Annotated in this window: 17 protein-coding genes and 1 pseudogene; 14 read left to right on the top strand and 4 right to left on the bottom strand. The window is 46.8% G+C overall.

Annotation, left to right across the window (positions count from 1 at the left end):
• The 5 genes and pseudogenes from ACTNEN_RS12215 to ACTNEN_RS12195 form a co-directional block, all read left to right on the top strand.
• Nucleotides 1-744: pseudogene (locus ACTNEN_RS12215) on the top strand (hypothetical protein); the annotation flags it as partial.
• A gap of 84 nt (nucleotides 745-828) precedes the next feature.
• A complete protein-coding gene (locus ACTNEN_RS12210; protein ID WP_441206796.1) occupies nucleotides 829-1,467 on the top strand; it encodes a DUF5640 domain-containing protein in 639 nt (212 codons plus the stop codon).
• 890 nt (nucleotides 1,468-2,357) lie between these two features.
• Nucleotides 2,358-2,489 (top strand): hypothetical protein, encoded by a 132-nt coding sequence (locus ACTNEN_RS12205; RefSeq protein WP_441206795.1) that lies wholly within the window; start codon nucleotides 2,358-2,360, stop codon nucleotides 2,487-2,489.
• Between the two features lie 15 nt (nucleotides 2,490-2,504).
• Nucleotides 2,505-3,131: a flavodoxin family protein gene (locus ACTNEN_RS12200; protein ID WP_441206794.1), complete on the top strand. Its 627-nt coding sequence runs from the start codon at nucleotides 2,505-2,507 to the stop codon at nucleotides 3,129-3,131.
• Nucleotides 3,132-3,227: 96 nt separating this feature from the next.
• Complete coding sequence (locus tag ACTNEN_RS12195; protein WP_441206793.1) at nucleotides 3,228-3,791, top strand: flavin reductase family protein; 564 nt, start codon at nucleotides 3,228-3,230, stop codon at nucleotides 3,789-3,791.
• Nucleotides 3,792-3,829: 38 nt separating this feature from the next.
• Here the strand turns inward: ACTNEN_RS12195 and ACTNEN_RS12190 are convergent, their stop codons facing one another.
• The 3 genes from ACTNEN_RS12190 to ACTNEN_RS12180 form a co-directional block, all read right to left on the bottom strand.
• The gene (locus ACTNEN_RS12190; protein WP_441206792.1) at nucleotides 3,830-4,153 is read right to left on the bottom strand and encodes a TetR/AcrR family transcriptional regulator C-terminal domain-containing protein; all 324 of its coding nucleotides are present in this window, start codon (nucleotides 4,151-4,153) and stop codon (nucleotides 3,830-3,832) included.
• Nucleotides 4,154-4,293: 140 nt separating this feature from the next.
• Entirely contained in the window at nucleotides 4,294-4,416 is a 123-nt protein-coding gene (locus ACTNEN_RS12185) for a hypothetical protein (RefSeq protein ID WP_441206791.1), read from the bottom strand.
• The gene (locus tag ACTNEN_RS12180; RefSeq protein ID WP_441206790.1) at nucleotides 4,409-4,690 is read right to left on the bottom strand and encodes a MarR family winged helix-turn-helix transcriptional regulator; all 282 of its coding nucleotides are present in this window, start codon (nucleotides 4,688-4,690) and stop codon (nucleotides 4,409-4,411) included. The genes ACTNEN_RS12185 and ACTNEN_RS12180 overlap by 8 nt, the downstream gene beginning before the upstream one ends.
• Nucleotides 4,691-4,870: 180 nt before the next feature.
• Here ACTNEN_RS12180 and ACTNEN_RS12175 point away from each other — a divergent pair, with 180 nt between their 5' ends.
• The 8 genes from ACTNEN_RS12175 to ACTNEN_RS12140 all read left to right on the top strand — a co-directional run bounded on the left by ACTNEN_RS12175 (nucleotide 4,871) and on the right by ACTNEN_RS12140 (nucleotide 11,786).
• Nucleotides 4,871-5,107, top strand: coding sequence for an SDR family NAD(P)-dependent oxidoreductase (locus ACTNEN_RS12175; protein WP_441206789.1), 237 nt, complete (start codon nucleotides 4,871-4,873; stop codon nucleotides 5,105-5,107).
• A 62-nt stretch (nucleotides 5,108-5,169) separates the two neighbouring features.
• On the top strand, nucleotides 5,170-6,501 hold the full coding sequence (locus ACTNEN_RS12170; RefSeq protein WP_441206788.1) for an MFS transporter: 1,332 nt from the start codon (nucleotides 5,170-5,172) through the stop codon (nucleotides 6,499-6,501).
• A gap of 172 nt (nucleotides 6,502-6,673) precedes the next feature.
• Entirely contained in the window at nucleotides 6,674-7,519 is an 846-nt protein-coding gene (locus ACTNEN_RS12165; protein ID WP_441206787.1) for an aldo/keto reductase, read from the top strand.
• 120 nt (nucleotides 7,520-7,639) lie between these two features.
• Complete coding sequence (locus ACTNEN_RS12160) at nucleotides 7,640-8,506, top strand: aldo/keto reductase (protein ID WP_441206786.1); 867 nt, start codon at nucleotides 7,640-7,642, stop codon at nucleotides 8,504-8,506.
• Between the two features lie 48 nt (nucleotides 8,507-8,554).
• Nucleotides 8,555-9,004, top strand: coding sequence for a flavodoxin family protein (locus ACTNEN_RS12155; protein WP_441206785.1), 450 nt, complete (start codon nucleotides 8,555-8,557; stop codon nucleotides 9,002-9,004).
• Nucleotides 9,005-9,199: 195 nt separating this feature from the next.
• A complete protein-coding gene (locus ACTNEN_RS12150; RefSeq protein ID WP_441206797.1) occupies nucleotides 9,200-9,634 on the top strand; it encodes a prolyl oligopeptidase family serine peptidase in 435 nt (144 codons plus the stop codon).
• A gap of 100 nt (nucleotides 9,635-9,734) precedes the next feature.
• On the top strand, nucleotides 9,735-10,487 hold the full coding sequence (locus ACTNEN_RS12145; RefSeq protein WP_441206784.1) for a flavodoxin: 753 nt from the start codon (nucleotides 9,735-9,737) through the stop codon (nucleotides 10,485-10,487).
• A gap of 93 nt (nucleotides 10,488-10,580) precedes the next feature.
• Nucleotides 10,581-11,786 carry an alpha/beta hydrolase gene (locus tag ACTNEN_RS12140; protein ID WP_441206783.1) on the top strand — a complete coding sequence of 402 codons (1,206 nt, stop codon included), beginning with the start codon at nucleotides 10,581-10,583 and terminating at the stop codon, nucleotides 11,784-11,786.
• Nucleotides 11,787-11,870: 84 nt separating this feature from the next.
• On the opposite strand, the gene ACTNEN_RS12135 is transcribed toward ACTNEN_RS12140, so the two are convergent.
• A complete protein-coding gene (locus ACTNEN_RS12135; RefSeq protein ID WP_441206782.1) occupies nucleotides 11,871-12,725 on the bottom strand; it encodes a LysR family transcriptional regulator in 855 nt (284 codons plus the stop codon).
• 271 nt (nucleotides 12,726-12,996) lie between these two features.
• Here ACTNEN_RS12135 and ACTNEN_RS12130 point away from each other — a divergent pair, with 271 nt between their 5' ends.
• On the top strand, nucleotides 12,997-13,860 hold the full coding sequence (locus ACTNEN_RS12130; RefSeq protein WP_441206781.1) for an aldo/keto reductase: 864 nt from the start codon (nucleotides 12,997-12,999) through the stop codon (nucleotides 13,858-13,860).
• The last annotated feature ends 42 nt before the right edge of the window (nucleotides 13,861-13,902 follow it).

The raw sequence follows: 13,902 nt of genomic DNA, 5'->3' as shown, positions 1-13,902 counted from the left end.
GTTTCTAATATGGCAATTATGGATATTACGGATATTGAACCACTTCTTATGGCTGTTTATGAACTGTTGCAGGAAAGCGGAATTTTTGTCTTTGCAACGCAACACCCTTGTGACGGCTGTGATAAGTGGTTTGAGGACGCCACCGGTTCTGTGGACATTACCGACAAGACCAGCGTCATCCTTACGGCAAACGGACATACTCCTTCCGATTGGAAGTCTGATGCAGATAACCATTGGAAAGAATGCACACGCTGCGGTGATAAGACAGAGCTTGAAGCTCATGATTTCGGTACGGATAACGAATGTGATATCTGCGGATACAAGAAGGCAGCCGTGCCCTCCTATGACGACGATGATGACGATTATGTAAGCAGCACGAAAGACAAAGACGACATGTCCGGACGCTGGATCCAGAATGAGCATGGCTGGTGGTACAGCTACAGTAACGGTACCTGGCCGTCCAACGGTTGGGCATATCTGCCGTGGCTGGGTTCATACTACTGGTATTACTTTAACGCAGACGGATATATGGCTGTAAACTGGCTTGACTGGAACAACAATCGTTATTATCTGAATCCGGTGGCCGGAACAAACGCTGGTATGATGCTGATCGGTTGGCAGCAGATTGGCGGTAAATGGTATTTCTTCAACCCGGAGAAGGGTTCTCTGGAGGGAATTCTGTTCAGAAATACCACCACACCGGACGGCTATCAGGTGAGCGCAGACGGTGCCTGGATCCAGTAGGTTCAAAGCAGCTTACCAAATAAGAAATGAAATCAGAGATTGCCGCCGGCAGTCAGCCGGCGGCAGATTGGAGGATCAATCAATATGAATAAGATAGAACATCTGAAAAAGAAAGTCAGTATCCTCTTGATTGTCAGTCTTCTGTTGGCAGTGATTCCGATGACTGTGTTTGCAGAAAAAGGGCAGGCCGGAGGCGGATCCGGATCTGCGACTCCGTCCAACGCAGAGAAGGTGGAAGAGGATGTACCGGATGACGAGGATGAATCAGACGAAGAGGACGTGTCGGACGATGCGGATGTGACAGATAAAGAGGATGAGCGGGAAGAGGAAATCTCTGATGCACTCCCCTCTGAAGCAGACCGCGAGGAGGAAGAGGAAGAAGTAGATGAGGAATTCGAAGAAGAATTCCAGATTTCCGCAACTCCGAGTGATGCACTTCCGCTGCCGGAGGAAGAACCGGATCTGACCGGAATCTGGACGTTAGATGGAGTAACCAGCTATCAGTTCGATGAGGATGGAGATGGAGCCCTGCTCCTTCCGGAGAAAAAATATGGCTTCACTTACAAATTGGACGGCGACCAGCTTTTCATTGACTTTGCAAGCAAACGTGCATCCGACGGAACCTACACAGTAACGCTGGAAGGAGATCGGTTGATTTTAGAAGGCGGAGAAGGCACAATTGGCGCTACCTTTGAGTTTGAAAAAATCGATGAAGTAGAATAACAAAAGGATAGATACGCAAGCAGGTGGCTTTTCCATGTTTGCGTATCTTTTTTGTATTTCACCCTGACAGGCGGAGAAGGAACCATCGGAGGAACCTATGAACTGCACAGACAGGAGGAATAGCCGGGTGAACAGTCAATGAAATGGATCAGCACCAAAGGAAAGTATCAAAGGAAACATAAGCCGCTCCGCAACTGGATCCTCATTCGATAACGTATAATAAGTTTCGCAAAATTCATTTCCAGCCACCGTCGTGCGTCAAGGTTGCTATGAGAGGAATCAAAAAGAAATAGAGAAACATCAGCATCACTTATTGGAACGGCAGGAAAAAGATCCTGAAGGTGTTGTCAGGCACAGCAATGGCTGACAGGCTTCTGCAAATGGCACTGGATCCAGACATCATGTCGATGTGGGAGTTGTCGAAATTCGCGAACAAGGCAGGAGAAAAAGCACAGAAGTAGACTTTGTATGCAATGAAGGCAGCAATCGATATTATATTCAGTCTGCCCTTCGCCTGGACACGCAGGAAAAGACGCTGCAGGAGAGCAAACCCCTGAATCACATCGGGGATAATTTCAAAAAATTATTGTGGTAAAAGATCATATCAAACCATGGCGGACAGAGGATGGAATATTGGTAATCGGCGTAATGGATTTTATGCTTGATCCGGAAAGTCTGAAAGCTTGATTACTTGATCAATACATTGCCTGGAATATTAAAGACTGATGTAAGAGAAGGAGCAAGGACTCACGCAGGTGATTCTCGCTGAGAGGCTCGATATCACAGACCGGTGTAAGAAACGATGATCGGGAGCTTCTTTGTTTGTTCCCGAATCAGGCTTTGATTTCCTGTTTGTTGCGGGGTGTGAAGAGGATGTCAGGAATTCTGAGATGAACATATCCGAGCTTGGCGCTAAGGAGGATATGATCGATGGAATCACGAAAGGAATATTGATCCTTGAAGGCGGCTATAAAGTGCTGACAAAGGATGAGATCAGGCAGATTCTTAAAGATTCGCTCTAAACGGAGGACGAACGAATGAATAAAGTGCTCATCTTAAACGGGAGCCCACATCAACACGGTTGTACAGCGACTGCACTTGATGAAATGATCAAAGTGTTTGAAGAGGAAGGAGTCGGGACAGAACTGATCCAGGTAGGAACAAAAGATATCAGAGGCTGCATTTCCTGTAACAAATGCAGCGAAACCGGAAAGTGTGTGTTTGATGATCTCGTAAATGAAGTCGCACCCAAGCTTGAAGAAGCGGATGGTCTGGTTGTGGGAAGTCCGGTATACTATGGATCTCCAAATGGAAATATCATTTCCTTCATGAACAGGTTGTTCTACAGCACACATTTTTCAAAGCATATGAAGGTAGGAGCTGCAGTAGTAAGCTGCAGAAGAGGAGGCAATACGGCAAGCTTTGATGTATTGAACAAATATTTTGCCATCAGCGGTATGCCGGTGGCGTCTTCAACTTATTGGAATCAGGTACATGGATTTACTGCGGATGATGTCAAAAAAGATCTGGAAGGACTTCAGACCATGAGAAACCTTGCACGGAATATGAGCTTTATGATCAAGGCGTTTTCTGATGCCAAGGTGAAATACGGTTATCCGGAAGTTGAGAGAGGATGCTTCACCAGCTTCCCGGATGGCAAGTGATCGGCGACATAGAAAAATGGTTGGAAAGAATAATAAAGAATACATAATAGGAAGTAAACCTTGCCATAGGGTAAAAAGACAGGAGAAACTAAAGCAATGAAACAGGAGCTCAAGACAACAGAAGCGATTTTTCCGATGCTGGTACTTATGATATCGACATTCAATGAGGATGGCAGCGTGGACGTTATGAACGCAGCCTGGGGCACAATGCTCGACAGAGATAAGGTAGCCCTTAACCTTACGGAGACTCACAAGACCGTTCAGAACATCAAGGCAAGGAAAGGCTTCGTGGTTCACATCGCTGATGCAAAGCATGTGGTGGAAGCTGATTATTTTGGCGTTGTAAGCGGCAATGCAGAAAAGGATAAGTTCGCAAAGAGCGGTATGACATATACAAAATCCGATCTTGTTGATGCACCCATTATCAATGAGTTTCCGATCGCCATGGAGTGCGAGTTTATCGAGTATCAGAGCGATGATACCGGACTTGGAGTTATCGGAAAGGTTTTAAGAACATCCGTTGAGGAAGCCAACATGAAGGACGGCAAGGTGGATATTGATTCTATCGAAGCGATTTCATTTGATCCTTATACACATGGATATTACAAAGTGAGCGGAAGGGTCGGCGAAGCATTCAAGGACGGCTTGAAGCTCAAGTAAGTATCGGGTAGATACTGATTGATCTTAAGACGGCGGCTTTAAATCGAAAGATTTATCGCTGCCGTTTTATTTACCGGGAATATCTGTTTCAATGTTTCAGGCATGGATTCGAGCATCATCTGTGCGGCTGTCCGTGCGGGGGTTATGTTATCGGTTAGCACCCATTCCCTTGTCATTCCCAGAGTCCCGTAGCAGTATAGCCTGATGCTGTACAGGATCTGAGTGTCGAGGGTATCCGTATCGAGATTCTGCTTTGCCATCTGAGCATAGCGTTCCACAAAATACTCAAGCATGTATTGCCACATGGGAGTCTGCGAGTTGTCCTCGTAGGCTCTTTTGTAAAAGATGCAGTCCTTTTTCATTCGGTCTAAGGCCTTAGCTCAGGAATTTCCTTTTATCAGCATGTCCGCAATTTTTCTTTCCATTCAAGAAAGTTTACGCTATCAATCATAAGCATTGCGTAATTAGACAGGTACAATTAGAGATTTTCTGCGAAGATCACTTATACTGCGGGTATAATGCCAATGCCATGATCTGAATTTAAAATAATAGGCTCTTCAGGCATCTCTGTGGGTAAGAAATGCCTGAAGAGCCTCATTCCTGCACTTTTTTTATTTTCAAGCATTATTTCCTCCATCTGAAAGAAGTGTCTCTATTCCTGCCATGTACTGTACCAGATCTTGAACCTGCCTGTCTGTCAAGTGAGCGATCATATCGGGAATTGAATGATCAGATGCATCATTCGGCTGACATATTGTTTTTAAACCTGCCTCTGTCAGAGAAAGTTCTGCGCTTCTTCCGTCTGTTTCAAATTTTGTGCGCAGGATATAGCCTTCCTGTTCAAGTTTCTTTACTGTTCTGCTGAGGTACCCCTTATTCAAATGAAAATGTTCTGTCATTTTATCTTCATAGTATGCATGAAAATTATAATATGTTTCGCGTTCGGCATTGTACATATCTTTGATGAGATTATAGACTATAAGAGTCGACAGGAAAAAGAAAGATATATGAAATTTTCCGGAAATTTAAAAGAAGACGTCTATCCTTGATTTTTAGGTATTTTTGAAGGAGAAATTATCATGTATTTGGATTTACAGAATAAGGTTGCCATTGTAACGGGTGGAAGTTCAGGGATAGGCAGAGGAATTGCAGAGCGCTTTGCTGATGAAGGAGTAAATGTAGTTATAACTGGCAGACATGAAGATTTCCTTAAAAAGGTTGCAGATGACGGCGTCTGCGAAAATGCAATTGCCCCGGAGCAGGCAAAATATGTGACTGGTTCTGTATTTAAGGTTGATGGAGGACTTGCTGTCTGATGACAGCCCCTTTTCGGGCAAGGCAGTAATCATCAGCAGGAATAGCAAAGGTAGGATAAGAAATGGAAAATAATAAACAGCATGGGTTTGGCATTCTCCTGCCGATTACTCTTCTGGCATATTTTCTGATTTTGATGGATAACTCCATCGTATTCACAAGTTCTGTGGAGATCGGCGAGGGGATGCATCTTAATGCGGGAGCATTGGCCTGGGTTTCCAACGCATATACATTGACATTTGGAGGCTTTCTTTTATTGTCTGGAAGACTTTCGGACCTTTTGGGCCGCAAACGGATTTTTCAGATAGGCCTTGCTCTCTTTGGACTCATGTCGCTTATGGTTGGTGTTTCTCAGAATGCATTTGAAATCATTGCAGCGCGCGCTGTGCAGGGGATCGGATCTTCCATCATTGCGCCTACAACGCTGGCGCTGATGATGGATGCTTATACTGGTGAACAGCGCACAAGAGCAATTTCGTATTATGGTGCAACAGCGGGGATCGGATCAAGCCTTGGACTCCTGATCGGGGGAGCTTTGACAAGTCTTATTTCGTGGAGAGCTGGATTTCTGATCAATGTACCTCTGGCGATTATCTTGATTGTTTTGACACAGAAATATATAAGGGACTACGAGGGTGAGCGGAAAAAGATAGATTTCGTAGGCAGCATTCTCTCCGTTCTGGGATTTGCTTCTCTGATCTACGGGTTTGGCGCCGACACGAATCAACTGCTGTTCATTCTGACGGGCGTTTTTCTTCTGCTTGTCTTCATCTTTTATGAAAAGAGGCAGAGTATTCCCATCCTTCCTTTGGAGCTGTTCCACAACAGGATCCGTTCCGGAGCATACGCAGTCCGTCTTATTTTTATGATGGCCATTCTCCCCTACTGGTTTCTCCTTCCGCAGGTTATGCAACGTCTGTATGGATTTTCTGCACTGCAGGCCGGTATTGCTTTCCTTCCGCTGTCTGTCACGACGTTCCTCTCCGCACTGCAGCTGCCAAGGCTCATAAAGATGATGGGGAATAACCGTGTTCTTTTAATCGGAGACCTCGTTTTAATTGTCGGGTTCGTCTGGTCATTCTTTGCAGATTTGAACAGAGGATATTTCGCAGCGGTTCTGCTTCCCCTGATTCTGATCGGATTTGGCTCAGCACTGGTTACAGCACCTGTTACCAGTGCCGGTATCTATGAAGCGCCGGATGAGATTGCGGGATCTGCAAGCGGTCTGACAAATGCAATGCATCAGCTCGGCGGGCCGATTGGACTTTCCATCATTATGGCGCAGACATCTGATTTTCATTACCAGACTGCCTGGATGGCGGGATTTTCCGTGATCTCAACCATCATCGTCTATATACTTATTTACCAGAAAGGAAGGAAGCCTGCCCTGGATTAACAGACAAGAGAGCTATGAAGCTATGCGTTTCGTTTATAGCTCAATTCGCATATGGCATTGTACATAAATCAGGTTTACAGCTACTATAGTGTCCGAAACAAGATATAGCAGTCAACAGAAACAACATTCATGATAATCTACATGTATAGGAAAAGCTGGAGGAATAAATACAATGGAGACATTTACACTGAACAATGGAGTTAAGATGCCGGTGATTGGAATTGGTACATTTCTGATGGATCCTGATCACGCGGAGCAGGCAGTATATGATGCGCTGAAGTCCGGGTACCGCATGATTGACACGGCAAACGGCTACATGAATGAAAAGGCCGTCGGCTGCGGAATGAAAAAGTCCGGAGTTGACAGAAAGGATATTTTCCTCAGCACAAAGCTCTGGCCATCTGTCTATGAGGACCCGAATGCGGTCGATGACACGTTAAGACGCCTTGGCACAGATTATGTGGATCTTCTGTTCATTCACCAGCCGTCCGGAAACTGGGAGGCAGGATACCGCCAGCTTGAGAAGGCACTGAAGGATGGGAAGGCAAGAGCAATTGGCATCTCCAATTTTCATGATGAAAAGCTCGCAAAACTCCTTGAAGTTTCAGAGGTAAAGCCTCATGTGATGCAGTATGAAAATCACCCGTATTACACGGCGGATGATGTGAGAAAAGCGCTGGCTCCTTTCAATGTGCGTTTCATGGCGTGGTATCCGCTTGGACACGGCGACAAATCTCTGCAGAGAGAGCCTGTATTCACAGAGCTTGGCAGGAAATACGGAAAGTCTCCTGCGCAGGTCATTCTCCGCTGGCATGTCCAGTTCGGCAATGTTGTGATTCCTGGATCCACAAATCCTGATCACATCCGCGCCAACGCAGACATCTTCGACTTCACACTGACAGATGAGGAGATGGATGAAATTGCAAAAATCAAGAAGAATATCCGCTATTACAACGGCTCGGCCGCGCAGGAGGAGAGCTATGCACAGATGAGACCGGATTTTGATTCCCAGAAATAATCCGTGTTTCGTTCAGTTGAATATTCGGGAAGCCTGAAGTATCCGGCCGTATTGCCTGCCGGATACTAATGGAGTTACGCAGCATACAGGAGCGGATACCAGACAAAGAAGGATAGCAGAATGGAGTACAGAACATTAAATACAGGCGCGAAGATTCCGATGGCAGTCTTTGGCGTCTTTCAGATCACAGACAGAGATACATGCATTCAGGCGGTCGAGGACGCCGTGCGGGCCGGCTACAGGGCCATTGATACCGCGGCATCCTATGGAAATGAGGAGGCTGTCGGCGAGGCAGTAAGAAGACTCATTCAGGACGGCGTTGTTAAACGTGAGGATCTCTTTATCATTTCAAAGATGTGGGTCCAGGACATGAAAAACTACGACATGGCATCGAAAGCAATTGATGCATCGCTGAAGAATCTTGGCCTTGATTATCTGGACCTCTACCTTGAGCATCAGGCGATGGGCAATTATTTTGAGGCGTACAGGGCAATGGAAGATGCTTATAAGGCCGGCAGGCTCAAGGCGATCGGCGTATCCAACTTCTTCCCGGCGATTCTTGCCAATTTCTGTGAGAATGTGGAAATTATCCCCGCGGTAAACCAGGTTGAGCTCCATCCCTGGTTTGCACAGGAGGATGCGCTGAAAGTAATGGACCGGTATGGAGTTGTTCCTCAGGCGTGGGCATCCCTGGCAGAGGGAAAGCACGGTATTTTTACAGATCCTGATCTGACAGCGATCGGAAAGAAGTACGGTAAGTCAGCTGCTCAGGTTGCTCTTCGCTGGAATGTACAGCGCGGCGTTGTGGTCAATGCAAAGAGCACGAAGCTGGAGCGGATCAGACAGAATCTGGATATCTTTGATTTCCAGCTTACGGACGAAGAAATGAAGAAGATCTCTTCTAAGACACTGGATCATTCAGAGATCATCAATCATTTCGATCCGGAACTTGTTATTTTCCTGAACAACAGAAAGATTCATAACTGAAGATTTTTACATTTACAGCCTGAAAACAGGACTTGGAAGGAGACAGAATTGAAGATTTTATTTATCAACGGCAGTCCGAATAAGGACGGTAACACGAAGGCTCTGGCAGACATTCTGCTGAAGGGTCATGAGTATGAAACAATGAATCTTGTAGATTATCAGATCAATGTTTATGGACAAAAGATTGCCGGCGATCAGTTCGGTGAGATTTTGGACAAGGTGAAGAAGGCGGATGTATTGGTTATTGGTTCTCCCATGTACTGGCACAATATCTGCGGGGCAGTGAGAACGATGCTGGATCGGTTCTATGGGCCGGTTGCATCCGGAAGCCTTAAAGGGAAAAAGCTGTTCTTCCTGTTTCAGGGAGCAGCTCCGGAGAAATGGATGCTGGACGCAGGCAATTTTACAATGTCCAGATTTGCAGGCCTCTATGGACTGACATATGAGGGAATGGCAACGAATAAAGACGAGGCAGCAAAACTTTCAGCAGAGGTCTGAAAATCATACTGCAGGCATTCATTAGTGCGGAATTTGGGAAAACTGGAATTGCATCTTAAAACGGTGACATTCCGAATTCCGCACGTCGCTCAGGGAGAGGCAGAGATGCTTTGCGCCGGATGAAAAAGTCGATGAGGACGGTAAAGTGAACCGTTCCTCATCGATTTTTCATTCTCCGATATCTGTTTGAAAAACGTGCCAGAGAGCTACGACGGAACACAGTCTTATGCTCTTTTCATTACACTGCCGGGATACCAGGGACTGTATTTTCAGGGCGTCGGGGAAAATATCAGGACAGAAGAATTTGCCTTCGAGGCACAGGAGTACAATAACCGGATGATCATCGCCGCTCCACAGATGAATGATTGGGGAGAGACTTCCGCTGATCAGACGATCGCACTGACCAGGTGGCTCCTCTCCGCTTATAACATTGATACTTCGCGTGTGTATATTGAGGGGTATTCAGGCGGAGGTGAAACACTGTCCCGGGTTCTGGATAAGGCCCCGGAATTATATACAGCGGCGATGATGTGCGTGGATACCGGAAGTCACACAAATACTATGCATGATAGTTATACAACAATACAATGCCGGCATTGTACAAAAAGAGGGATAGCCAGTAGGATGTAAGAGTAATCAATGATTCAGACAGATCACAGTAACAGAAAAAACATTCTGGTCCAGAGAATTGTTGCACGAAACGTATATTAGGAGAAGGAGAAGAATAATCATGAAATCATTCAGCACAATCAGAAAAGCCGGTACACTTCTGGCAGCAACAGCTGCAGCCGCTATGCTCCTTGTGGGATGCGGTTCTGCTACATCTACAGGAAGTGCAGCAGCTTCATCAAACAGCACAGGAAGTTCTGTCAGCACCTCAGCATCAAGTACAGCCAGCTCTGCACAGTCAACTTCGACTGATGCGGCACAGACTGTGGCAGATGCAGATACAGAGGATGCCGACGGCACGGAGAGCACAGATGCTTCCGGATCCGGAAAGACTCTGGTTGTCTATTATTCAGCGACAGGAGATATCCAAAGAGATGCTGAAGAAATTGCCAAAGTTACCGGAGCAGATCTTTTTGAGATCACGCCTGCAGAGCCGTACACCCAGGATGATCTGAACTGGACGAATCCGGACAGCCGTGTTTCGAAGGAGCATGAGGATGAGTCTTTGAGAGATGTTCCTCTTTCCACTACAGAGGTTCCTGACTGGGATTCCTATGACACGGTTTTTATCGGATACCCGATCTGGTGGGGCACTTCCGCATGGCCGACCGACAGCTTTGTTAAAGCCAATGATTTCACCGGAAAGACTGTCATTCCTTTCTGCTCGTCTCTCAGCTCTGGGATCGGAAGCAGTGCAGAGGATCTTGCCAAGCTTGCCGGCACAGGAAACTGGCAGGAGGGACAGAGATTTTCTTCAAGCGTTTCTGAAGAGGATATCGACAGCTGGGTAGAGTCTTTGGGAATTACAAATTAACCTTTACATTTTATTCCACGCTGAGGCGAAATCCGCGAAGGCGGTTTCACCGAATGCGGCAGCACCGATGCTGCTGGAGGAGAGGAGATCATTATGTTCAGAAAAAGTATTATGAAAACAGCAGGCGCAGTACTTCTTTCTGCCGTCCTTCTGGCTGGGTGCGGATCTGCAGGGACAGCATCTGCGTCATCTGCAGCCTCGTCAACGGCGTCATTTGCGCAGGTCAGTGCTTCGACATCAGCGACAGAGGCAGATACAGAGGAGAGTTCTTCCGACGCCGATACTGAGCAGACAAGTGAGGATGATGGCGCGCTTGTTATTAAAGAGCAGGGTGCATTTGCCAGCGGCGGCACAGTAACAGATCCCGTAAGCGGTGAGTATGATCCCACGCAGAGTTTTATGGATACGACAAGGGCTGGAAATACGGCGCATGTAGATCACGCAAGTGTCTTCTATCAGATCCCTGAGAATGATGACGGACATCCGATTGTTTATCTTCATGGATATGGCCAGTCAAGACTTGGCTGGATGACAACACCGGATGGGAGAGATGGCTGGTCTGAAATCTTTCTCCGCGAAGGCCACGCAGCATTTCTTGTAGATCAGCCAAGAAGAGGTGAGGCGGGCAATACAGCGTCTATGACTTCAGATGGACTGGATGCTTCGGATAATGGCAGCGGCAAGGATTATCTTCCTGGTGATCAGGCCTGGTATACACACTTCAGAATTGGGCGCGTGGCACCGGAACGCTATGATGGTTCACAGTTCCCTGCAGGCGATGAGGCACAGAATCAGTTCTTCAGGATGTTCACACCCAATACCGGTTCTTTTGATGAGCCGCTGGTTGCAGATGCCATGGGAGACGTGCTCCAGGATGTTAAGGATCGGACCGGCAACAAGTCCATTTATCTCACTCACTCTCAGGGCGGTCTGGTCGGCTGGGACACAGACATGGAGAATGTTGCAGCAATCGTTGCCATCGAACCCGGTTCAACGCCTGAAAAAGGCTCAGATCAGTACAACAAGATGCTGGTTGCAAAGGTTCCTGTTGTAATCTATTTCGGCGATTATATCAAGAATGGTCCGTCTGATCTGATGTCAACAGGATTCTGGCAGAATACTGAGCAACAGGCAGAGCAGTTTGCGAAAGACTACACAGCAGACGGCGGTGATGCAACCGTGATCAGCCTTCCGGACATTGGTATCACGGGCAACAGCCATTTCATGTTTGAGGAGATGAATAATAAGGAAATCGCAGACAACATTGAGCACTGGCTGACGCAGCATGACCTCGGGTAAATTGTAAGAAAAATCTTCACCTGCTCTGATTATCTGTTGAACCAGAGGGCTGCGGAGATCAGAACAGGCAATACAGGAATACTGTCAGAACTCAGAAGGCAGGCGGGAGAAAAGAAACGAAAATTTTCGCCTGTCTTCTTTTCTGCATGCCAGGTAATAGGTGACAGAGGCTTCCGGGTCACTGAGGGGAATGATTTTACGACCTGAAGTGTCAAGCTTTTCCTGACGATTGTAGGAAAGAGAGAAAAAGGTCGGAAGTGCGGAGGCGGACGCAATCTCTATAAAAGTTTCACGGTCGCTTTGCTCTAGCATGCGTGGAGAAGGGATTTTCTGCATGCAGACATTGTACCAGAAACCAATCTTCGTAAAGAGCAGCATCGGAACGTCTGCCAGATCGGCAAAGCTGACGGAGGTGAGTGTAGAAAGCGGATGGGCTGGAGGAACTGTAATACAGAGGGATTCGTGACCGCACACCTGGTAATAGAGAGCGTCATCTGATGGCTTCTCGTGAAGGACGATCAGCTGATAATTGCCGGAAGCAAATCCGGAATCAATATGCTCGTCGTCGGCAATCTCAGTGGAAATGGTCATATCGGGATACAGCTGCTGAAGAAGTGTAGTAATGGGATAAACAGGGGAGGGAGCACAGCTGCCAAGACTGATCGTACGGTGACTCCTGTCATAAGCCTGAATAATGCGGACCATATCCCGGTTTTCAGCGAGGAGTCTTGCTGCATAGTCTGCGGCCAGTTTTCCATTGTCATTCAGGTGCATGCGGTTCTTCTCGCGCACAAAGAGAGTCACGCCCAGCTCCTGCTCGAGCTTTTGCATGGAACGGGTAAGTGCGGGCTGGGAGATATGAAGTTCTTCTGAGGCGGCAGAGAGCGTACCGAGGCGGGCAAACGCATCGAGATGTTCAAGAAGATAAATTTCGATCATAGTCATTCCTCCGATGAAGTAAAAACAAAAGCGGCTATCTGAATGAAAATGCTATTGTGATATCGCACATTCATGGGCCAGAGACAATGTCAATGACTTTTATAGAACAGGCTGTGTATCCGGAAGTTTGCCTGCTCGATCATCATTATATATAAATATGACTTATAGTATATTCCGAAGAAGACATTGTACACATTGGATTTTACAAGGTATTGTAAGAACTGTAAACAGCGAGTAGGAGTTCTGTCATATTAAATGAGAGTGGATAGGAATGCAAACAACACGGTTGAACAACGGAATCGAAATGCCGGTTCTGGGTTATGGAGTTTTTCAGATTACAGATCATGAGGAGTGTCAGAAATGTGTCAGGCAGGCGATCTGGGATGGATACCGCCTTTTTGATACAGCTACTGCCTACTATAACGAACAGGATGTTGGCAAGGCATGCAGAGAAATGGTCAAAGATGGTGCAGTAAGCCGGGAGGATCTCTTCCTTACGACCAAGGTCTGGCTGCAGGATTACGGCGATGGAAAAACAATGCAGTCTGTTGAGCGCTCATTAAAAAAGATGGGTATGGATTATCTTGACCTTGTGCTGCTCCATCAGCCTTTTGGCAACTGGCAGGCAGCATGGAGGGAACTCGAGGAGCTCAGCCGCAGCGGACTTGTGCGGGCAATTGGTGTATCGAATTTTACAGAGAAGAAACTTGAAGAGCTGCTGGACATGGCACGGATCATTCCGTCTGTCAACCAGATTGAGAGACATCCCTTTTATACGGAGGACAGATATATTGCCCGTATGAAAGGAATGGGTGTTCAGGCGGAGAGCTGGGGTGCTCTCTGCGAGGGGCTTAAAGGTATTTTTCATAATCCTGTACTTACCAGAATCGGGGAAAGATACGGGAAAAGTGCAGCGCAGGTCGCCATTTGCTGGAACATCCAGACGGGGTGCATTGCTCTGGTCAAGAGTGTGCGACCGGAAAAGATGAAGGAAGATATAGAAGTTTTTGATTTCGCACTTACGCAGGATGAAATCAGGGAAATCGCATCCCTCGATGCCGGACACAGCGAAATTATTGACCTGGAAAATCCGGTCACAGAGCGCCTTCTTCTGAAGGCGAAACTTCTGGTCTGAATCAGACAGCTTATACATCACCAGAGAATGGAGGAGAAGACA

Origin of the sequence: Oribacterium sp. HCP28S3_H8 (genome assembly GCF_052064775.1) — a bacterium.
Taxonomy (GTDB): Bacteria; Bacillota; Clostridia; order Lachnospirales; family Lachnospiraceae; genus Oribacterium.
The sequence above is the reverse complement of the archived record's forward strand: the minus strand, read 5'-3'. Positions and strand labels throughout refer to the sequence as shown.